Origin of the sequence: Chitinophaga sp. CF118, from assembly GCF_900112615.1 — a bacterium.
Lineage (GTDB): Bacteria > Bacteroidota > Bacteroidia > Chitinophagales > Chitinophagaceae > Chitinophaga.
Genome location: NZ_FOMK01000002.1, coordinates 247,554 through 271,100, shown reverse-complemented (window position 1 = coordinate 271,100; position 23,547 = coordinate 247,554). Strand labels below are relative to the sequence as shown.

Annotated in this window: 10 protein-coding genes; 2 read left to right on the top strand and 8 right to left on the bottom strand. The window is 40.3% G+C overall.

Features of this window, described 5'->3' with window-relative positions; translation table 11 throughout:
- Positions 1 to 6 precede the first annotated feature (6 nt).
- Positions 7 to 2,325, bottom strand: coding sequence for a glycosyl hydrolase family 28-related protein (locus BM176_RS09370; protein ID WP_090102152.1), 2,319 nt, complete (start codon positions 2,323 to 2,325; stop codon positions 7 to 9).
- 206 nt (positions 2,326 to 2,531) lie between these two features.
- On the opposite strand from BM176_RS09370, the gene BM176_RS09365 reads away from it, so the two are divergent.
- Positions 2,532 to 4,598 (top strand): beta-galactosidase, encoded by a 2,067-nt coding sequence (locus BM176_RS09365; protein ID WP_255373480.1) that lies wholly within the window; start codon positions 2,532 to 2,534, stop codon positions 4,596 to 4,598.
- 21 nt (positions 4,599 to 4,619) lie between these two features.
- Here BM176_RS09365 and BM176_RS09360 read toward each other — a convergent pair whose 3' ends face one another.
- Complete coding sequence (locus tag BM176_RS09360; protein WP_090102150.1) at positions 4,620 to 7,016, bottom strand: ABC transporter permease; 2,397 nt, start codon at positions 7,014 to 7,016, stop codon at positions 4,620 to 4,622.
- A gap of 495 nt (positions 7,017 to 7,511) precedes the next feature.
- On the opposite strand from BM176_RS09360, the gene BM176_RS09355 reads away from it, so the two are divergent.
- Positions 7,512 to 8,168 carry an alpha/beta fold hydrolase gene (locus BM176_RS09355; RefSeq protein WP_090102148.1) on the top strand — a complete coding sequence of 219 codons (657 nt, stop codon included), beginning with the start codon at positions 7,512 to 7,514 and terminating at the stop codon, positions 8,166 to 8,168.
- Positions 8,169 to 8,188: 20 nt separating this feature from the next.
- On the opposite strand, the gene BM176_RS09350 is transcribed toward BM176_RS09355, so the two are convergent.
- From BM176_RS09350 to BM176_RS09320, 6 genes are all read right to left on the bottom strand, one after another.
- Positions 8,189 to 8,770 carry an acyl-CoA thioesterase gene (locus BM176_RS09350; protein WP_090102146.1) on the bottom strand — a complete coding sequence of 194 codons (582 nt, stop codon included), beginning with the start codon at positions 8,768 to 8,770 and terminating at the stop codon, positions 8,189 to 8,191.
- A gap of 75 nt (positions 8,771 to 8,845) precedes the next feature.
- Positions 8,846 to 9,289, bottom strand: coding sequence for an acyl-CoA thioesterase (locus tag BM176_RS09345; protein ID WP_090102144.1), 444 nt, complete (start codon positions 9,287 to 9,289; stop codon positions 8,846 to 8,848).
- Between the two features lie 70 nt (positions 9,290 to 9,359).
- Positions 9,360 to 10,871 carry a PfaD family polyunsaturated fatty acid/polyketide biosynthesis protein gene (locus tag BM176_RS09340; RefSeq protein WP_090102142.1) on the bottom strand — a complete coding sequence of 504 codons (1,512 nt, stop codon included), beginning with the start codon at positions 10,869 to 10,871 and terminating at the stop codon, positions 9,360 to 9,362.
- Positions 10,872 to 10,915: 44 nt separating this feature from the next.
- Complete coding sequence (locus BM176_RS09335) at positions 10,916 to 16,033, bottom strand: beta-ketoacyl synthase N-terminal-like domain-containing protein (RefSeq protein ID WP_090102140.1); 5,118 nt, start codon at positions 16,031 to 16,033, stop codon at positions 10,916 to 10,918.
- Positions 16,030 to 22,653 carry a type I polyketide synthase gene (locus BM176_RS09330; protein WP_090102138.1) on the bottom strand — a complete coding sequence of 2,208 codons (6,624 nt, stop codon included), beginning with the start codon at positions 22,651 to 22,653 and terminating at the stop codon, positions 16,030 to 16,032. Before BM176_RS09330 ends, BM176_RS09335 begins: the two co-directional genes overlap by 4 nt.
- A gap of 475 nt (positions 22,654 to 23,128) precedes the next feature.
- A complete protein-coding gene (locus BM176_RS09320; RefSeq protein ID WP_090102127.1) occupies positions 23,129 to 23,452 on the bottom strand; it encodes a S24/S26 family peptidase in 324 nt (107 codons plus the stop codon).
- Between the last annotated feature and the right edge of the window lie 95 nt (positions 23,453 to 23,547).

The window sequence follows — 23,547 nt, the reverse complement described above, 5'->3', positions numbered from 1 at the left end:
TGCAACCTAAGGTTTCAAACCATCCTGCAGTATCAGATAACTTTCAGGTTTCAATCCCGTATTGAAATCCACCTGTTTATTCACATTTTTATAATGATTATTATGAATGAGTACATTGGAAGTCATGTTACTTGATCCACCAAGAGAAATGGCTTTATCTGCATTGGTAAAGCTATTATCTTCGATAATAACATCGGTTATTGCGTTGGGATTAGATCCGGGGGAAGTGCGGATATAGCTGAAATCAAATAATTTATTCCGTCGCACTAACGTTCCGATATTCATTGCTATTCCGCCGGAGCCTACGATATTAATATTCTGATAACTGGAAACTTTAGTCTTCACGGCCACCTTTGGAACATTATTATTACCTTCTCTTAATTCACAATTAACAATATCAATATACCAATTAGGTTGCCGACCCTTATAAATCAGGGAACCACGTCCGATTATGCCAATGCACCTGCGCATTTTAAGCCCGGAAATCACACAGTTTTCTGCGGAACCATAGAATTGATAGGCGCCTCCATCAGCAACATCATTATCAATAAAAAAAAGGTTTTTACGAATAGTAGTGATACTGATCACAGACGTTGCATCAGGATCTACCAGGAAGGGCTGATCCAGTTGGATAACATCCAGTGTATGGCTTACAATCCGCCGGTACTGACCGGCACCTTTTCCTTCAAGAATGAATACGCCACCCCCAATCCATTTATTGGGCGTCCATTGATTGGTAATCGCGCCGGATGGAAGTGTAATGGTGTTACCTTTTACATCTGCAACAGGCCCTGCATAAGCTCCGCTGCCCCCATCGAACGTCATAACTTCCCGGTCATTGATATAGTTGAAAGGAATAACATTGCGGGCTTCGTACAGGTTATTACTTTCATCGATAGAGGTGGCATAGCCGTAACCGTTCATCTGTTTATAACAATCTTCGAATATTAAGCCTTTGGGATGAACGGCCATAAAAGTTTTGTCGCTTCCACTTTTTTCGAATCTGCAATGTTGTATAAAACCGCTGGCAGCGACAAAGTTGTACATCCCATTACAATTAAATGAACAGTTCCTGACTTTCAAATTGTTTCCCCGCAGTAAAATCCCGGTTTTGAACCACTTGCTGTCCATTTCTACTTTTGCAGCCATCATATTGGCTTGTACCTGGAATGAGGAAGCTTCCGTCGGAGCGGGTTGTTTGACAACAAGGTTTTCAAGGGTTACATTACTTTGTTCTTCAGTTGGCCCTGTTTGCATAATGATACCCCACGCTCTGGTAGCTGATATATTCAGGTCTTTGATAGCAAAATGATGCGTTCCGCTGATAAGGCTGGCAGGCATCTTGCCGGTTGCCCAGTTTGCCGGGTTCCAGAACAACTGGGTGAGTTCCTGGGAGGCACCTTTGAGCATGGTAAAGGGCGGAAGGATTAATGCATCTGTTAACATATAACGTCCCGCTGGTACGTTTATAGTTCCCCCTCCTTGTTGTTTTACAGCGGCAATAGCTTTCTGGAATGCGCCCGTCTCATCGTTTACGCCATCCCCTTTTGCACCATAATCTTTTACATTGAAGGTCTTTTGGTCCCATTTGTTTGTCGACGGGCTTACAACAACTACCTGCAGCGGAGTACTCCAGGCTGTTTTTCCGCCTAACCCGTTATGGTAATATAAATCATAGTTGCCCGATGGTGTACTACCCGGAATATTTACATTAACAGAGAAATCATCAAAAGCATTGGCCACTGCTGCTCTTATAATATGTTTTTTATCTGCAGAAATGATGACTACCTGACCTGTTGCACCTTTCCTGAGTAAATTCTTCCCCTGGATGCGTAAGTTACTCCCAGCAGTTACTTTTAGCCCCTCTTCACTAATCACCCAGTTCACCTTGGGAACATTGACATAAAAGCCGGTAATGTGGTTGTCACTATCCGTTAATCTCACACTGTATACTCCCTGCTGATAGCTGATGGGAACAATGAATTTAATGGATTGTGAATTTCGTTGAAGGCCATCCACCGTAATACTCTTATTTTCCAGAGGGATGGCTACTTTTTTATCTGTACCACCATAATCTGGCCCTGCATCTTCTCTGGGTAATGGAACATATGCAGGCAATATATTATCTACGTTATCATCAGTCAGCCGGCTCACCTGTATCTTCGTAATTTTATCCAGGTACTCACCTCTTATTAGCACAGCATCGCCAGGATTCGTTGCTGCTGTTGTTACCTGGAATAATTTGGTCTGGGAATATACTCCGGTAGTCAGGAGGAGCAGGAAACATAAACAGACAATCCTGTAGTATGAAATTAGTTTTTTCATATTGTATTCACCGGTTTTAAAGTCAACGATATTTCAAGAAGACTTTAGTTCAATTTGAAATAACGTTGTGTTAAGCTAACACATTGTGCTACTGCAAAAATGCTTACTTGAGCCGAGCTTTTTACTACTTAAATGAGTGTATCCTTCTTTGCGAAAATCTACGTTGCTGATTTTTTTATTTTATATTTATCCATACAAGTATAATCATGAGAAAATTTTTAAGTGTTATCTGTTTTTTTGCTTTAATGGAAACCGTTACTGCACAGCAGGCAAAACTAAATCAGTTGCTTTATGGTGTGGCATATTATGATGAATATATGCCCTATGAACGACTGGGAAAGGATGTTCAAATGATGAAGGATGCAGGCATTAACGTTGTTCGCATTGCCGAATCAACCTGGAGCACTATGGAGCCACAGGATGGGGTGTTTGATTTTACACATATTGACAGAGTGTTAAATGCCATGCATAAAGCAGGTATTAAAGTGATTATAGGAACTCCGACCTATTCAGTTCCCACCTGGCTGGTGCGAAAATATCCGGATGTATTGGCAATCACTTCAAGAGGACAAAACCAATATGGTCCCCGGCAGAATATGGATATTACCAATAAGCATTTCCTGTTTTATGCAGAAAGGGTAATAAGAAAGATGATGGAACATGTAAAAGATCACCCTGCCATCATCGGTTACCAAATAGATAATGAAACCAAAGCATACAATACGGCCGGCCCTGAAGTGCAAAAGTCATTTGTGGAATACATGAAAAAGAAGTTCGGCGCTTTGGATAGCATCAACAAAGCTTTTGGCCTGGACTACTGGAGCAATCGTATCAATAGCTGGGACGACTTTCCTTCCATGGTAGGGTCAATTAATGCAAGCCAGATTGCTGAGTTTGCAAAGTTTCAACGTAAACTGGTAACAGATTATCTCTTCTGGCAGGCTGCTGTTGTAAACGAATATAAACACCCGGGGCAGTTCATTACCCAGAATTTTGATTTTGAGTGGAAGGGCTATTCGTATGGCATACAGCCGGATGTAGATCATTTTGCCGCAGCCAAAGCATTGGATATTGCAGGTGTGGATATTTATCATCCTTCACAAGATGCATTAACCGGTGAGGAGATCTCCTTTGGCGGCGATGTAACCCGTTCTATGAAAGGAGGCAAAAATTACCTGTTGCTGGAAACAGAAGCACAGGGCTTTCCGCAATGGGTGCCTTATCCCGGTCAGTTACGCCTGCAGGCATTCAGTCATTTAGCCTCCGGAGCCAATATGGTGGAATACTGGCATTGGCACTCCATCCATAATTCAATTGAAACGTATTGGAAAGGGTTGTTAAGTCACGACTTTGAGCCTAATCCCACCTATGACGAGGCAAAGACGGTAGGAAGGGATTTTCAACGATTGAGCCCGCATTTAATCAATCTTAAAATAACCAACAAAGTAGCTATTCTATTCAGCAATGAAGCTCTTACGGCGTTTAACCAGTTTAAACCTGATGGGGTAAGTTATAACGACATTCTTCGCCCGATGTACGATGCATTATACAGAATGAATGTTGGAGTGGATTTCGTAGATCCTAACAGCACCAATATAGAAAATTACAAGCTTCTTGTTGTACCAGCTCTGTATGCAGCATCGGACAGCTTGCTGGAGCGGTTGAACCGTTTTGTAAAAAACGGAGGGCATATTGTATACACATTTAAGTCCGGATTTTCGGACCAGAATGTAAAGGTAAGAGCAAGTCGCCAGCCGGGCATTATCAGTGAAGCTTGTGGTATTTATTATAGTCAGTTTACCAGTCCTAAAAACGTATCCCTGAAGGGCGACCCGTATCAGGCAGGCAGCGAAAATAATAAAGTGAATACCTGGATGGAATTAATTACTCCTACCTCAGCTAAAGTAATAGCTTATTACGATCATCCGGTATGGGGTAAATATGCTGCCATTACCCAAAACAATTATGGCAAAGGACTGGCCACCTATATTGGTTGTATGATCAGCAATCCTTTAATGGAGAAAGTACTGGCAGATGCCCTAAAGAAAGCAGGCTTATGGGGAGAATCGCAACAGCTTTATTTCCCGGTTATCACTAAACAAGGTATCAATGAACAGGGGAAAACTGTACGTTACCTTTTCAACTATTCAGCTACACCCACCACAATCCATTATACTTTTACAAATGGTCGCGAGTTGCTATCCGATAAAGCAGTAACTAAAAACAGTACCATTGAATTAAATTCATGGGAAGTAAAAATTATAGAGGAGTAATAAGTCTGTGACCAATAACTGTTACTCCGTTCTTAGACTTTTTACCGGGTTTCTAAGGGCCGCTTTTATAGACTGGAAGCTGATCGTGAATAAAGCGACCAGCAAGGCGCCAGCACCTGCCAGCAGAAATATTTCTAAACTCATAGTAATTCTGAAAGCAAATTCCTGCAGCCATCTGTTCATTGCAAACCAGGAAAGCGGACAGGCAATTAGAAATGATATGAATACAAGCATCACAAAGTCTTTTGACAATAGGCTTATGATACTGGAAACGGAGGCACCCAGGACTTTTCTTATTCCGATTTCGCGGGTCCTTTGCAAGGTGCTGTAGGATGCAAGTCCCAGAAGGCCCAGGCTTGAAATAAAAATGGATAGTATGGAAAAATAGGAAAATAAGTGGCCAAATTTATCTTCAGCCTGGTATTGATTATTAAAATCCTCGTCTAAAAAGAAATAATTAAAAGGCCTGTTTGGAATGGCTTTCCCCCATTTGTTTTGAAGTGCATTTATCGTAGCAGGTAAGTTTCCGGTCGTTACTTTCATAGAAATGAATTGCCAATAACCGCGTCCTGTCAGTAAGCATAGCGGCTGTATTGGCTCCTTCAGAGAGTGAAAATGGAAATCATCTACCACACCGACCACTGTCCTTGTATAGCCATTTGTTACAAAACGCTCGCCAATGATCTGCTGATAAGACACATATCCCAGCTTCCTTACGGTTGTTTTGTTCAAAATTACGCTGTTTGCAGAATCGGCCGGAAATGCGTTTGAGAAGCCTCTTCCCGCTAATAGTTTTATCTTATATACATGTAGAAAATCTTCATCGACATTGTAAATATTTATGTTGACGCGCTGCAATTCATCTTTGCTATTTTGGATCTGAACCCAACCCATATCATTATTGCCATCGTTATAATCCCGGCCGGGAATAGCGGAAGAAATGGAAGAAGATTGAATAGAAGGGATATCGGAAATTTGCTTCTTGAAATCGATCGTACCCGGATCACCGTTATTTGAAATTACCAGAACACGGTCTTTATCAAAACCCAAAGATCGATTCCGCATAAAGTTCAGTTGCGAATAAACGACCAGGGTACTTACGATTAGTGTTATAGAGATTGTAAACTGAGTAACTACCAGGACCTTCCTGAGTACAATGCCTTTATTTCCGGATGCAAAACTGCCTTTAAGGACAGTGATCGGTTTAAAAGAGGAAAGTACAACAGCAGGGTATATACCGGCCAACAATCCGATTCCCAGCGCAAGACCCAAAAGTCCCAAGGGGTAAGATGCGTTTACAAAAATACCGGTACTGATAATTTTGCCAGATACCACATTGAACATGGGTAACAACAATTGACAAAGGAAAATAGCCAGCAGCCATGAAATGAGCGCAATAACTATCGATTCTATAAGAAACTGCAGGAGGAGCTGATTCTTTACAGCCCCGGCGCATTTCCGTATCCCTACCTCCTTTGCTCTTTCTACAGATCTCGCAGTTGTAAGGTTTATAAAATTTACAGCGGCGATCAACAGGATAAACAGAGCGATGACAGTAAAAATGGTTACATTATTCAGATTGCCAGTTTCCATTCCTCCATAAGCAGAATGGAGATATACATCCTCTAGCGGTTCTAACTTTGCAGAATAGCTCATGTTATTCTTTTTCAGAACATCACCAGCGTATTTTTGAAAGAAAGCCGGAAGCTTTGATTGCAAAGTTTCAGATTTAGCGCCAGGTGCCAGAAGCAAATAGGTAGAAGGATTGAATACATCCCAATCGGTCTCTACCCATGGTACAAAAGACGTTGAATAAGTAGACATTGAAATCAACATGTCTGCTTTAATATGGGAATTTTCGGGTATGTCTTTCATTATTCCTGTGACAATGACAGGTATGTTCTTGCCGGAAAGCAATAGTGACTGTCCAACCGGATTCGCATTACCAAAATATTTGCGGGCCGCCGTTTCTGAAAAAACAATACTATTCGGTTCCTTTAGTGCAGTTTTAGCATCTCCGGATTTCATTGGAAAATCAAACACTGTAAAGATGGATGCATCTGCCCATAAAGAGTGTTCCTCCTGGAATTTAATATTATCTTTTCTTACCAGAATACTCCCTTGTACCAACCGTACCGTCTCTTGCACCTCCGGGAATTGAGCCTTCATTGCTCCCGCCATAGGCCCCGGAGTATTATACCAATGTAATGTCCCGGCAGACGATTTCAAATCACCGACAACACGATAAATTCTATCCGCTTTGCTGTTAAACCGATCATAGCTGAGTTCAAAATGGACATATAAGAAGATGAGTAAACAGGATGTCATACCCACTGCTAAGCCAGTAACGTTAATGAATGAAAAAGTCTTTTTACGCCACAAGTTTCTAAATGCGATTTTGAAATAATTTTTCAGCATAAATGATCCCCTGGTTAGAAGAAGGTAAAATATTGGATGAGTAAACTTAAAACTATTTATTTCTACAAAAATTATGTCGAATTTTGTTATATTGACAATCAATTCTTTGTAGCAAAATAAAATAACTGATTGTCCGGTTTCGATACACAGCCTGTCCGATTTTAAGTATTGAATCACATATTATTGGCATCACTATTTAGGACAGTTCGGGAAGTGTTCGGGTCGGCTTCGGGGTTTGACCGCCCTTTGGGCGGAGGTAGAACGGGGGTAGAGCGGGGGTAGAGCGTAGGTTGAACGGGGGTAGAACGGTTCCTGGCTATTCTAACCCCGTTCAACCTACGCTTTGCCCCCGTTATGCCCCCGGTCGAACCCGGAAGTCTCTCCGAACTCTCCCGGAATACACTTGTAATTTGTAGAAGTTCTGAATAGCAAGTAGGGCATATTTAAGTTAGCCATTAAAGAGAGAGATAGTAAATTAGATAAACATGTTCGCCTATGAAAGCCTATTTTATTAGTGGAATTGGAGCAGATAAAAGGTTGTTCTCTCATATCGAATTGCCTCCGGGGTTCGATCCCGAATATATAGAATGGATTCTTCCAGGCGAAAAAGAATCGCTGCCAGAATATGCTATTCGCTTATTTACTCCGTATTATTCGGATGAGCCTTTTATTCTGATTGGTTTATCGCTTGGAGGAATTGTGGCTGTCGAGATTGCTAAACTATTTTCTCCGGTTTGTACCATCATTATAAGTAGTGTTCCTGTTAGCAGCCAATTACCCCCATATTATAAACTTGCCAGGAAAATGAATTTACAACGCCATATTCCGGCTGGTTTTTTTAAGATAACCGCCACATTAAAACATTATATTTTGATGAAATCCCGGACTAATAAAAAGCTAATGCGGCAGGTCATTTGGGATGGTGACAGCCGATTCATTAAATGGGGTATGAATGCGGTCCTTTTCTGGAATAATGAGGTATTGCCTTGTCCGCTCAATCATATTCATGGTACCAGGGATGAAGTATTTCCTGTTAAATATGCAAAACCTACACATGTTATTCATAAGGGAGGGCACATGCTTGTAATGAGCCATGCGGGAGCAATCAACAATATACTTCAGGAAATATTGCTCCCGTATAAATCAATCTGAAATTTCAAAAAGTGGCACTTTTATTTCGGGCACATTTCAGTCTCCGGAATTAATATTGTCTCATGAGTTGCCGGTGCCATGCTACTTATTATCTGGCCGTCGTTTTCAAATAATTGCAGAACCCAGTCAGGAGGATCCTTTTTTATATTCGAAAAGCCAGCTGAATGTACTATCTCTTCCAGCGTATTCAGTTTATCTTTTCGCCAGAACAGGCCCTTGGTTACGCCAATAGCTTTTACTTCATTATTCTGCATAAAAGTATGAACATGGTAAAACCAGCGGTTATCCCAACCAGCGATTTCTACGTGCATTGAAACCCTTGTGCCACGTTTAATTGGTTTCCGGTAAATAATTTTCTGCGAACCGAGGGAGGGGGCTAACTTCCTGGTCAATACTGCGGTATACAAATCTGTCCGGATAAACTGTTCCCACCGGGCATAGTCCATATATACAAAGTATTTATAAGCAGCCATTACCCGAAGAGCATCACAATCCAATGTTTTTACCCTGAATTCTTTAATAAAGGGCTCATTAACATCAAGCCTCTTTTTAACATATCGTAGCAGTAATATTCTAATGACATTGTACCAGTAAAGCAGCATAAAATTTCATTTTATAGTTTTCAATAACAGGAAGGGCAAAATCCTTCAACACCCGATTTGTATTTTATTCCCTGATTAAGGGATTTCTCCTGTCTCCTCAAATGATCTTACAACCTCACAATATTCCTCAGGATATATTATTGGCTTTTTAGTGTGATAATCAAATGCGGCCATTAGTGTATGAGCTTTAGCAACAATTTCTGTTTTTTCCTTTTCCCTTCGTACAAACAGATTATGGACTTCAAAACTACGCGCATCAACATTAAATAAACGTGTATAAATAGTTATATCATCTCCATATTCTATTGGTTTGATAAAATCAATTGAAATTTTCGAAAGCACCGAATTGAAATTAAGAGTGCTTTTGTCTTGATTAAAAACATCATGGAAGTATGCAATTCTTGCTTCCTCCAGATATGTTTGATATTTAGAATTATTTAAATGACCAACAATGTCCAAATCCGAAAAACGAACTTTGATCGGCATAAAATGTTTATAGTATTTTAATATTTTAGACATAATAAATACAAAATTTGTGTGTTTACTTTAACCCTACTTTGTACCGGCACTATCGGATAGCGTTGAAAATTCAATTAGTCAGGTATTTCAGGATGTTTTTCCGATAGTAATAACAGGCTCCTTTCATTATTTCTTCTGCAACCCTCACCACTTTCCTGTTTTCAGGGTTCTCCAGATCTGTTCCCTTAACCCATACATTAAATGCACCCATTGATGGTCCACACCATATTTGATAATCCAATTCCCTGCCTTTTTCTTCACTATTTGCCCAACGAGAAGACAATCCTAAATACCATCTGAATATTAGTGCCATTTTAATCTTCGGATCTGCCTCGGCAGAATTTAATAAGTCTATATCTCTTTCTCTGAAAAAATCTTTAGTATCACCCCATATTTCTTCAAGTGAACGTCTGAATATTTGTTTCTCAATCTTTTCTTTTTCTTCTTTAGGAATAGCGTCAATTAAGTTATACGACCTGTATAATTCGTACAACTTTTGTGCTCTTCCCGGAAACATAGTTCCTCTTTTTAAAACCTGAAGTTTAACCCCCATTTCAAACATATCCGCAGCAGGAGCCATTATCACATCTGTCATCTCTGCCTGCGCTAAAAGTTTTCTTACAATGTTGGAAGACCCTGATTCTATGCATGCCTGGTTTACAGATCCTGTTACAATAAATGAAGCTCCCATGGAAAATGCTGAGTAAGCTGCAGTTGGTGTACCTATTCCACCAGCTGCTCCAACATGAATTTTGTAATTGTAATCATGTTGCAAAGTAATTTCATCGCGGAGCGCAATGATAGCAGGCAGGATACAAACCAGAGGACGATTATCCGTATGGCCACCGGAATCTGCCTCCACAGTTATATCATCGGCAACAGAGATGCCGGCAGCAAGTAGTGCTTGCCTGGGCGTTATTTTTTTTTCTTCAACAAGTTTGTCCAGTATTGAAGAGGGGGGTGGCTGCATAAACTTTCTGGCAACTTCCAGCCTTGATACTTTGGCTATTACCCTGTTTTCAGATTTTATAATTCCATTTTCTTCCGACAGGCCAGCGGCTTTATACCAAACGATATATGGAGTCAAATCCATATAAGCAGAAGCTTCAACTACCCTTATCTTGTGTTTTAAAAACAGCTCTACTCCGTTTACTTCCAGGGCTTCTTCACTTGGACTATGTATCAGATTACAGGCAAATGTTTTATTTCCAAGCTCTGATTTAATTTTTATTATAGCCGCTTCCAGCCGGGAAGGGATTAGACCTGCAGCCCCAAAGGAACTTAGTATATTGTTTTTACCCAACTCAATTACCATTCTTTCGGAAGCTATTCCGTTAGCCATAGCTCCGGTCATGTAAGCATATTTAACATTATAGCGTTCCCTGAATGTTTTGTCGCCTAAATTTTCAGGACTTATTGCAGGTAGTTTTCCGTAATAGTTTAATTGAGGCCTGTCGAGTGCTGGTTTTATTTCTTTCGACACTTCTTCCAGATGTATTTGCTCGTTATTATCTGAATAAACGTGATATGCCTGTTTTATATTAAAAAGCGCTGCATTGTATGTAGAAACAAGCTCCTTCATTTTGCAATAATATTTTAGTGGTTCAAATGGCTGTGTTTAGTTTTTTAATTTGCTTCTTCAATAACAAATGCAAGATTTTTTATTTCGTAAATCCGTATATTTTCTTTCCACAAGCTTCCTTCCCCCATAATCACAGTTTGATTGTTGTTTTCCGTTATAGAAATAATATGAATTTCAAGGCTCATACATTTATTATCAGGCATAATTTGCCCCCTGTATTTCCACATTGTTTGATGGTTTCCCAGCTGTTTAAAACAGGGGTTAGCATATTTATTACCTAAATTTCCGAGTATAGAAAATGCCTGCATGGCTTGTATCATGGCTTCAACACCCAAAGAGCCAGGCATTATCGGATCCAGGTAAAAGTGGCAATTGTAAAACCAATCGGCCGGGTCAATTTCTTTAAAGCCATATATATAGCCTTTGCCGTGGGTTCCTCCATTTGTTACATAGGTTAATTTATCAAGGAAATTCAATTGCGGTTTAGTTAAGCGGAAATGTTTTTTGCCGTTCTGTATCCTGAATAATTGCAATCCAACTTCCGAAGCTAAATCAATATGCAGGATATCTGCCGTTTTGGGCATTGTCTGGAACCATGACGGTATTTCTTCACCCCGGTCGAGCCCGACCTGGTTTACGAGGCTGGATTTCGGGAACCAGCCAAAGGCAGCAGTACCTTTATAAAACACCTTACCATTGCATACCATTTCGAAAGTAAACTTTTGTATTATGTTGCCTTCATAGACCGTATTGCTGATAAGTACAGCTTTATTGATAATGGTTTTTCCCCGTAAATCCATATTTTCGATCAAAGTACCTTCTCCATCAAGATTTCTGAAGAACATATCTTTATCAGGATAAATGAAAGCACTTCCTAAATATGCTGTTAGTACGCCACATGGCTGCAATGCTATTTCCATTAATATGGAATAGGGTATTACAGGAGAACTGCTTTCGTTATAATACCACGGAGTTAATGGAACATCGTATTCGCCAACTATAGAAGGTTTGTTGTTGAAATTATGGCGCTGTCCACTAAACGACATTATTCTTGAAACAAACTGTAAATCAGTATTTGGCAGACGTGAAAGTACCCTGTTTTCAAATGGTTCGAACTCACTACCAAAGAATTTCACAAGGGAGCCTAAAGCATAATTGGCAAGTTGTTCTTCGTTAAGCAAAGGTATTGCGCTGTTAGAGTTTTTCGCCGTAATAAGCTGCGAATTATTTTTTTCTTTTAGCCGCAATCCTAAGTTTTCGAAATGAACTGCCACAAGTCCGTCTTCGGTCAATATTTCCACATCTGATATTACGCGCAGGTCAGGAGTTAAGCTTATTTCTTTAATCTCCATACGGTATATCAGTTTGGTGTTTTTAGGTGTTACCTGTTTCCTGCAACGTACTTTTTGAGGTAAACCTTCTATTGGCTGAAAACGTGCATCTTTAACCAGTCCGTGCATACCCAGGTAGAGCATGAAAAATTGCAAAAGCTGTCCGCCTCCTTCAGCCTGCAATGAACCGGCCAGTACTTCATCGTCCTTAAAGTGACAGAGAAAATACCAGTCTTCCGGATGGAGGTCTTTTTCTGCGGTTATTAATCCCAGGCTCCATGGACCGCCCTCAGGATCGACTTCCGTAATTCTATCGAGCATTAATAAATGTTCTGACGGAAGTCGTAATGAAGGATTTCTCCACTGATGGTGATATGATTCACCAAAGCACAGTTCAGGCTTACCGTTTACAAGGTGTAGTAAATCCTGCCTGGTGAAAGCATTTTTTGATGTGTTTTTTATTGGAACAAATCTTCTCCTTTTAATATTGCTGCGGAGCTCAAGCTCCTTTTTGCTTTTAACAACACCTTGTCCCTGTTCCAGCTCTTCGTCACTAAAAAAACCGGCGCTACCATTGGTCATCCTCAATACCGTTTTCTCACCCACATAGCAGTTGTAACTGAAAAAGAATAACAGGTTATCGCCATTTCTCACAAATGAATTTATAGATATGTCGTACCTCAAAGTATCTCCTTCCTTAGGCAGTTCGTCCAAAAAAGTGAGTGTGCAGTCAAGCAGTCTGTAAACCCTCTCGCCTTTGTTTTCGAAATCAATACCCAAATAACTTATCAGCATTAAATCGCATTGGCCGGATTCAACTGAAACAGCCCAGGGAATCTGACCATCCACAGAATACCATGCATTATAAGGAATGTCATATTCTGTGGTCATGGTGGAGGGCTTGAATTCGCCGGTTTTTGCATTTATACTGGTAACCCTGCTCACCAGTAAATAAGGTGGCAATGGTAAACGCACTTTTCGTTTATAGGAATCAATTATTTTGTAATTATCTCCAAATACTTCAGAGATACAGCCACCTGCAAAATTCAACAGATCATTCTCATCCCAGATAACACCCTCATTATTCATTTTATGAGTAGGTAACTTTCCAGCGCAGGCTTCTTCAAAAGAGTAAACCTCATTATGCGTTTTAGAATTGTTATTATTCCCGGCTATCAGTAATTGTTGATTGTTTATTACTGAAAAATGATCAGCCAACCGGCCCCCTCCGTTTACAATTTTCTTCAATGAAGCCGTTTTGTTTCCGGTAGCCTCATTTCCATCTAAGAAAATGGGAGCCTTTCCGGCAGAAACAGAGATTAGCCCGTTAGTTTCCGAATGATTGTTTAAGGAAGCAATAATTACCTGATCCTTTGCATTTGCGGGATGATTGTTAAGCTGTATCAAAGCTTTTGCAAAACTGGCCGCAACAGAAGCAGCATAAGTATATCCTACATTGGGCGTTACACTTCCGGATTTTAAAGGTTTGAGGTCTCTTATAACATTCTTCACAAAATCATTATTATATATTGAACTTCCTGAGAATTCGAGATATGAAACGTCCTTAAAACGTTTGGCTTCTTCGCTAAATGATTGTTTTTTATTTTCTTCTATTACAACATCATTCAGGTAGCCAAGCACTCTTTTTTCCGGCGATTCAACCATATTTTCATTTTGCAAAACAAAAGCTGCGGCACCTTCTCCAATGGGATAATCTGTTGATTCGAATTTACTGCGTAACAAAATATGCTCGTAACCTCCGGCCAGGTCAACTGCCCCGGCAACCACTCCGTCGCAGGTTCCGGCCTCTATCAGCAGTTTGGCTATATCCAGCACTTTGGTAAATGAATCTTCTCCGCATGAAACGGTAAATGCCGGCCCGGTAAAATCCCATAAGGCTGCAACACGGGAAGCCATAATACTTCCGACAATCCCTGTATGAATACTAATCGAAGGTTCTTCGAGAACAATGTCATTAATAAAATCCTTGATACTTTCCTGTACGTTAACTAACTGCTGCTTTGATACATGCTGGCTTTCTGACGCCTCATTAAATTGCCAGTTTAAATCCAGACGGCCGGCATATCTGTGCAAAGCCTGTTCGGACTGCATGGCAATAATAACGCCTATCTTACCGCCTTTTTGCAGACCTGATTGTTGTATAGCCTTGTCGGCAGTTTTTAATAGCAAAAGTTGTTGTGTAACTATCTTGGATGCTTCGCGTGGAGGTATTTTATAACGTAGTATGTCAAAATCAAACGCATCTACAAAATTCCCTTCGGGAACTTCTTTTAAATTAAACCGTAGTAGAAGTTCCTGCAGTTCCTCAATGCCGTACCAGCGGTTTTGAGGCAGCCGTTTTTTTATAATTGTATTCGTTGTAATGACTTCGTTCAATTGCTGCAGCGATGTAATTTCTCCCAGACAAACATCCATACCTGTAATGGCAATTCGGCCAGCCGGCTGCAATTTTTCAAAGATCTCAATCTCATTTGCTGTTGATCCGGCGCCAAGGATTAAATGAGCATTTGCGCCTCCAAAGCCAAAGGAATTAATCGCTGCTAAACGTAGGCTTTCTTTTGGCCAGGCAATATTCCGGGTTACTATTTTTTCTTTTAAATCCACTGGATTTTCAATTCCAATAGTTGCAGGAATTATATCACTATTCAGGCTGTTGATTACTTTCACTAAGCCGGCCATGCCGCCAGCCGTTAGTAAATGCCCGGTATTGGATTTAACCGTTCCCAGATATGGAGAGGATGCTTCGCCAAAAAATTCTTTAATGGATTCCATCTCGGTTGCATCGCCAACAGCAGTACCTGTTCCATGACATTCGATGTAACAAATATCTTCTGGTGAAATATTTACATGGCTGTAAGCTCTTTCAAAACATGCTATCTGTCCTTTTTTATTAGGACTTAGTATAAACTTGCCAGCGCCGTCGTTAGATATTCCTGTGCTATATATAACCGATAATATTTCATCGCCGTCTCTGAGTGCATCTTCGTAACGTTTTAAAAGCACAAAACTTGCACCTTCTCCGGGGGTTAATCCTGACGAGCTTTTATCAAACGGTTTTGATTTTCTCCCCTGAGAAGGGAATGCATTAAAATGTGAAAATCCGATGTTTGCAAATAGGGGGTCGGCACTACTTATAGCTCCCGCAAGCATCATATCTGCTTTGCGGGTATTAAGGTAATAGGATGCTATTTCAATGGCATGTAATGAAGATGAACAGGCTGCATCCAGCGCAAAATGCCTTCTTCCCAGTCCTAAAGCTTTTGATGTAAGGGCCGAAAGGTTTTCAGCAGAAAAGGCATTGTAAAAGCTCCACAAATGAGGTTCATTAATGCGTGGTAATGAAAAGGAGTCAACATTGTAAATGCTTTTTATGACGTTCTCTGAAATATCGGTATACAACTCATTTAGTATAGAACGTGATGTTCTGGTAGGTGAGGAAAGACTTCCTACAATTAAACCACAGCTTTCGAGCGGAGATTTGTTCCAATAGCCGGCTTTCTCCAGTGCATCGCGGCCTGTGGAAAGTACCCACTGATATGTTTCATCAAGATATGTTAATTCATCCTTGTCGATTTTAAAGCCTTCAGGATTAAACTTAAAATCTCTTAAAAATGCTCCGTTTAAGCAATAGGTTTTATCATTTGTATTTTTTTCAGCATCATAAAAATAATCAGTGTCTTTTCTGAACTCTTTTTCGGTAGGTTTAGAGGTAAGGCTTTGATTGTTTAAAATACACTCCCAGAATTCTTCCGCAGTCTTGTTTTCGGGAAACAAAGCAGAAAGGCCAATAATTGCTATTTTCTCTCTCATAAGGCCACAGTGTTTTTTTTGTTAGCGAATGCCCCATTCAACTCTTTGCTTAAAACTATTTCGGCTCCCGTCAGGACTACATATATATTCCCGTCTTTATCGCAGCTACAAATATCCGCGCTCATTATCACACCATTGGCACTGCGCATTTTATACACCACAAAGTATTCGGTATTAAATCGCAAAGGTTTAAAGAACTCGCATTTAATGACTTTAACGGGTAAACTGGCCGAGCTGAAAAGGTGTTTGGCCCATACCACCATCCCCTGGAATTTTACATCCATTATGAAGGCATTGGTATCCGATATCGGGAACTGTCCCTGAATCTCCTCGTTTACAGGCTTTATAAAGCATTTTACAATGAGTTCGTCATTGTCTATTTTCAAGACTTCTGTAATACCCTTAAATGAAGGTCCGTGAAACAAGGTGCCATTTTCATATAAAACTTCGCCCTTAATTATCCCGGTTTTTTTATCAATATTTTCAACAGGAATAACCGGTGATGGCTTTAAATATCTGGAAAGCAACACACGGGTTTTATAGTGCATTAGCTTTTTCCCCGTTTTAGTCTGGCTATATAACGTTCCTTCAAACAAAACCTCATCGTTGCCCTTTTCTAATTCTGTTAATTCCAGAACAAAGTTTTCACTGAATTTGTCGTCAAACACAATTCCTTTTAACACGCGCGAATCTTCAACCGCAGCAACTTTTAATCCCGGATAAAATTGCCTGGTACCATCTATTATCATACCAATGGCGTTAAGCGCTGGCAATACAGCATTTCCGGATATTACATGGTCATTGAGGAAAGGATTGTCTTCTAATTTTAACTTTCTTTCAATCGTATACTTCCTGAGTTCGGGTTTTATTTGCGTCGGAGGTAATGGGAGAGCACTTCCAACAATAACCTGCGTATTTCCTGCATAAACACTGCTTAACTCTGAAACAAAAAGTTGCGCGCCAAAATCAGGCGGAATGATAGAAACATTCCTTTCTTCGAACGCCTTTTTTAACTCAGGGCTTACCATTCCCGCATCCCATGGGCCCCAGTTATACGAAACCGTTTTGCATTGCTTATAACACTTCGCAAAGTATAATGCCAGTTTGTTCAATATTTCATTCGACAAGGCATAATCGGCCTGTCCCGGATTCCCGTAAAATCCCGCAACAGAAGAGAACAACAACAGGAATTTCAGCTTTTCCGGAGGTAGTACTTCCAGCAGCGAAAGCAAGCCGCCAACCTTTATGGAAAATACATCTTCAAAATCCTGTTCCGATTTTTGTTCAATGAGTTTATCTGCCAGTACGCCTGCACCATGAATAATACCTGTTATTTCGCCCATTTTTAAACGGGTTTCCTGTACTACTTGCTCAAGTTGTTTTTTATCACGCACGTCTGCCTGAAAATATTTTACTTCAGAACCATTTGCTTTAAGTTCCGCAAGCGTTTGTTCTATTTCCCGCTTCGAAATAATCTGCTGAAAAATTTTCTGCACTTCGGCAGGCGTAGGCTTTTGACCCTCATTCTTCAACTGTTCAGCAATTTCCTTCTTAAGCTTTTTTTCATCGGTTACTCCTTTTGCCCAGACTGGCTCAGAGAAGTTTGCGGATGATCTGCCCAATAGTATAAATTTAGGCTTGCAATATTGTGCCAGCTTAGTGATGCATGTACTTGTTATACCTCTGCCTCCTCCCGTAACCAGGAATACATCTCCTGAAGTAACCGGTAAATGATTCAGGGTATCGGGATCAGGAGCAATTTCTTCTGCAATAATTGTGTTTCTTGAGCTTTCTGTAAGTGCTACTTCTTTTATTTCCATATTGGGATCGTGCAACTCGCCCATAATTAATGAAGCAGCAACCTGTCTATCTGTTCCGGGCCGTATATCTATGCTTCTGCAGAAAACATCAGGCCACTCTAAACCAATAGTTTTTATCAGGCCAGAGTTACCTCCTTGTATCAGCGACAGGTTGGAATTGTTATTAAACCCAAGATAACCGTCTATTTGCGATACCGAAATAAAAAAGGGCCTCGACTCTATAGCATTTTTTTTGTTTAATGAAAGCTTAAAATGCCTGGCAATAAAAAACGCAGCTTTTATATACGCCTGGTCGTTTATTATTGTATTGAGTGAAGAGGAATCATGGTTTTCAGAAGTGCAGATAACACCTGTGATTGAGCTGTACTTTTGAGTAATTTCATCAAAAGCTTGTTTTATAGTCTCATCAGAAACACTGTTTAAAGATACATGGGTAACGTTTTCGATTTTTGTATTAGACGATTTTCTTCTAATGTTTTCGGGCATATGAAGAAGTACAACATTTACAGACAGTTTTAAGAGGTTATCAACCACATCGACCAATAACTTTGAGCCGTTATCAGTTATGATGACCGTATCATTTTTGCTCCACTCAATTACCAATTTGTCAGGTTTAGGAAGGAATTTTAAGCGGGGTTCAAAACGTTTAATCTTATGATGAGTTAAGATTGTTTTTTCGGGCTCTGAGTTTTTTACTTCTGAACTCAAAGAGTTTCCCTGGACTGTTCCGTTTAACTTTACCCCCAGGTAATCTGCAATTTGTCCCAGCGTTTTTAGCACTGCCATTTCCTTAGGATTAACTCCTGTTATAGTTGGGAAGGCTTGCTGCATGGCACCGAAAATCTCCACGCGTTTTATGGAATCAATGCCTAAGTCGGCCTCCATATCCATACTTAATTCAAGCATTTCTGTAGGATAACCTGTTTTATCACTAACAACATGTAATAGCGATTGTTTGAGGACATTTAAATCAGTTCCGGGTGAAGCAATTGTTGTTTGTGTCGCCGAAGCTGTAGTCGGAGTTGCGACGGTAGTAGTGCCAGTTTTTGCCCCCAGGTATTCTGCAATTTGTCCCAGCGTTTTTAACACTGCCATTTCCTTAGGATTAATTCCTGTTATGGTTGGGAAGGCTTGCTGCATGGTACCGAGGATCTCCACACGTTTTATGGAATCAATGCCTAAGTCGGCTTCCATATCCATGCTTAATTCAAGCATCTCTGTAGGATACCCTGTTTTATCACTAACTATATGTAATAGGGATTGTACAAGGGCATTTAAATCTGGTCCGGATGAAGTGGTTGTTGTTTGTGTCGCTGATGCAGTAGGTGGAGTTGCAACGGTAGTAATGCCAGTTTTTGCCCCCAGGTAATCCGCAATTTGTCCCAGCGTTTTTAGTACTGCCATTTCCTTAGGATTGACTCCTGTTATTGTTGGGAAGGCTTGCTGCATGGCACCGAAAATTTCTACGCGTTTTATGGAATCAATGCCTAAGTCGGCTTCCATATCCATGCTGAGTTCAAGCATCTCGGTAGGATAACCTGTTTTATCTCCGACAACATTCATCAATGAATTTACAAGGTCATTTGATGTTGTTGATATCACATTGTTCTCCGGAGCAGCCTTTGCCGGCGAAGGTACCAGGGGGGGCTCAGGAATAAACGGTTTTGGTTTACTTTCTGTATGTTTATCGGTTATTGTATATGCTGATTGTAATGACTCCAGAAGGTTTACCTGCTCTGCCATCAATTGAGAAATGGCTTTAAAACCTTCTAATTGTTTTAGGAAAATATCGCTGTACAATGTATTTGCCCCTGCCTCTGAGTGGACGCTTGCTCGTGCAGTATCATCAATACTTACAGCCGTAGTTTTTACCGGTTGTTGACTGTTTGCTATTTCCTGTGTGTGTTTAGTTTCTACAGGCTTTAATTTATTTATTTCTTCAAAGCCGTCATTATATTTTTTAATTGCTGCATCGCTTTGATAATTAGCGCCGCTTAGCACAACATTTAGCTTGTCGGCAACGATATTTTTTTGCGCAGGTATTTTAAATACATCCGGCTCAGTAACAGCTAAACCTGCTATTTTCATTTTAATAAGCGCATCCTTAAACTGGAATTCGCTGCCTTTCTCTTCCGATGGATTTATAGCAATGGCAATGAATTCTTTGCCGTTTAGTATTTTCTTTACAAGATTGGTTAATATCCCTTTAGGTCCAAATTCAACAAATACCCTTGCATTATCATTATACATCTGTTCTATTTCATCTTTAAACAATACAGGGTTAAGGATGTGTGAAGATAATGTTGCTTTAATGGCCTCCACCGTTTCAGGGTATTTAGCAGCATTCGTATTGCTGTATACCGGAATTTCGGGAGATTTGAATTTCGTTTTGGCAATTACCTCCGAAAACGGCCCTGCAGCATGTTCAACAAATGAAGTGTGAAAAGCTGCTGAAACAGGTAGTTTGACTGCCGGAAATCCTAAACGCTGAAATTCGGCTAATGCTGTTTCTATTTCTTTTGTATCTCCTCCAAGTACAATTTGGTTATCCGAATTAATATTGGCAACAACAAGTTTTTTGAAGTTGGTAATGATGTCCTTTACAGGTTCCAGCTCTGCATTAACGGCCAGCATAGAGCCACGCTCTTCGCCTGTATTAGTACCCATAAAGCGGCCTCTTTCTTTGGCCAGTAAAAGATAATCATCTTCAGTTAAGGCCCCGGAAGCCCATAGTGCCGTAAGCTCACCAAAACTGTGGCCTGCAACCATATCGGGCGAAAAGCCTGACTGCTCTAGCAATTTGTAATATGCCATGCTTATTGCACCTATGGCTGGCTGTGCATATTGAGTTTGAGTAAGTTCCTGCTTCTGTTGAGCTTTGGTTTCTTCGTTAAATGCCGGTACCGGATATATAACTTTTGAAAGTGCTTTTTCTCCGCTTTTAACAAATGACTCATCCAGTTTGCCCAATACTTCCCTGAAAGGAGGGAAGAGGCAAGCCATTTCACTTGACATATTTACATATTGAGAGCCCTGCCCGGAAAAAAGTGCAGTGGTTTTTCCTCCTTTTACTAAATCGTCTTCGGAATAATAAAATCCTTTGGGATGTTCAAAAACAGGTTTTGCAGTAGTGTTGATATACTGTATTGCAGCTGATAACTTAGAAATCGTTTCCTGAACATCTACTGCTACAAAGCCTAGTTTAGGTTGATTGCCTTTTAATGGAATTTTTAAAGCATTGTCCGAAATATCGGATAATAATTCGTTTGCGTTGGGCGCATCCAACTGCTGGAGCAATTGACCGGCTTTATGTATTAATTCATCTTTTGAATCAGCTGTTAATACCACTGCATTAGAAGAAGTATAAGAGCGGTATGGTTTAGTGTGTTCGGGTTGGTATTCTTCAAGCGTAACGTGAAAATTAGTGCCGCCAAAGCCAAACGCGCTTACCGAAGCTCTACGTGGTATATTTACAGGTTTTATCCATGGGCGTGTTAAGGCATTGATATAAAATGGAGTATTCTCTATATCAAACTTACGGTTAGGCGCTGTTACGTTGATGGTAGCAGGTAATATTTTATTATATAAAGCCAGAGAAGCCTTTATAAATCCAGCAGCTCCCGCCGTTGATTTTGTATGCCCTATTTGCGATTTAACGCTACTGAGAGCAATACTTTGTTTTTCGGCTGGTTGGTTTGCCATCTCTATTTTCAGCGAATCAAACTCCGATGGATCGCCTGTAGGAGTGCCGGTTCCGTGGCATTCAATCAATCCTACGGTATTCATTGAATAACCGGCTTGTTCGTAGGTGCGCTTTAAAGCCAGCGATTGTCCCGATGATTGGGGGGCGTAAATACTTTTATTTTTTCCATCGCTGGAACTTCCAATACCTTTTATTACGGAATAGATTTTATCTCCATCACGTACGGCATCTGAAAGACGCTTTAATACTACTAAACCTATACCTTCGCCGATTACTATTCCATCCGATTCATCATCAAATGGTCTTATCTGGTTCTCTCTTGAAAAAGCCGGCGTTTTACTGAATGAAAGATACATTACCGGCGAGGCATCGGTGTCTACTCCACCTGTAATAATCATATCCACATGCCCCAGTTGCAATTCCATAACAGCCATTTTAATGGCAGAAAGAGATGTAGCGCAAGCTGCATCAACAACACAATTGGTGCCCCCAAGATCAAATCTGTTTGTAATTCTACCAGCTATAACATTACCAAGCAGGCCTGGGAATGAGTTTTCTTCCCATTTTGGAAATGCCGATTTAATATGGTCAATTACTACTGTCAGATCTTTTTCAGGAATTCCGTAGGCACTTAAGGTTTTTTCCCAAATAGGGTATTGCAATCTTGAAATAAGCGTACCCAATAGTTTTTGTCCACCCCCAACACCTAAAACAACGCCGGTGCGCTGGCGTACTTCTTTATTAAACTTTTCGTTTTGCCAATAGCCTGCATCTTCCAATGCCGCTTTGGCTACTACAAGCGACAATAGTTGTGCAGAGTCGGTAAGCTCCAGTATATTTGGAGGCAACCCAAATTCCATAGGGTTGAAATTTATTTCGGGAATAAACCCGCCAACCTTGCTGTAGCTCTTGTCGGGATCGGTTGGGTTGGGAGAGTAGTAATCGCTGATTTTCCAACGATTTTCGGGAACTTCCGTAATGCAATCTATTTCTTTAACAATGTTTTGCCAGTATTCGTCAAGGTTTCTTGCTTTTGCAAACAAGGAAGACATTCCTACTACTGCAATATCTTTTTCGATCCCAACTGATTTATTCATATATGGTTAATTATATTTTGATGGAGGTACGGAGTAATTCATACAAGACATGGTTGCCCAGGATACTGGATTCTCCAATAAGGAATACACGTTAAGGGCAACGTTTCATAAGATTATGATTTACGATAAGACAAGTTTACCCTAAGTTTTAATCAGGATCTATAGAAAAGTTTCTAGTTTGGGGATAGCTTACCTCGTTGGGAAACGAACTGGTTGTCGTTAAATTCGAATAAAAAAAGGCGCATTTTGATATGCGCCTGTGTGGCCCTGACGGGATTCGAACCCGCATTCCTGTTTCCAGGCAGTATGGCTGTAAATACGCTTCCCTAATTTCATCTTCCAGATTTCGGTGCACTGTAAATTCTGATCATTGCCGGGAAAACCAACAACGATATGATCCATACACACTGCGGCTAGTTATTTTTCCGCAGACTTTGTCCCTTTAAGCTACAGGGCCTATAATTTAATTCTATTATTAGTTCGTTTTATAGATGATTTTGTTCTGAAATTCTCCTAGTATCACTTTTCCATAGATGGTTCTGGTCCAGCCGTTCTCAAAACCATGATTGTTGGCGATCAGGAACCCTTTATGTGTATCTGTTTTAATGATCTTATGGGCATCAATATATCGCCCTTTCACTTTACAGAAGACAATATCACCTATTTTGTATTCACTGGCCTTTTCGAAGGTTAATTGGCTTCCGCTTTTCAGAATTGGTAACATTGAACTGCCAAATGCTTTCATTTTTCCTTTACCTGTTGATTCTAACTCACTCTTCAATCGCTCGTACTTGTTCATTTTTTGAAATTTTCATTTGTTATTATTTGATTACAAAGAGAAGACCTTACTGTGCAGCCTATTTGCGCAGATGGAAATTATTTACGACCAGAAAT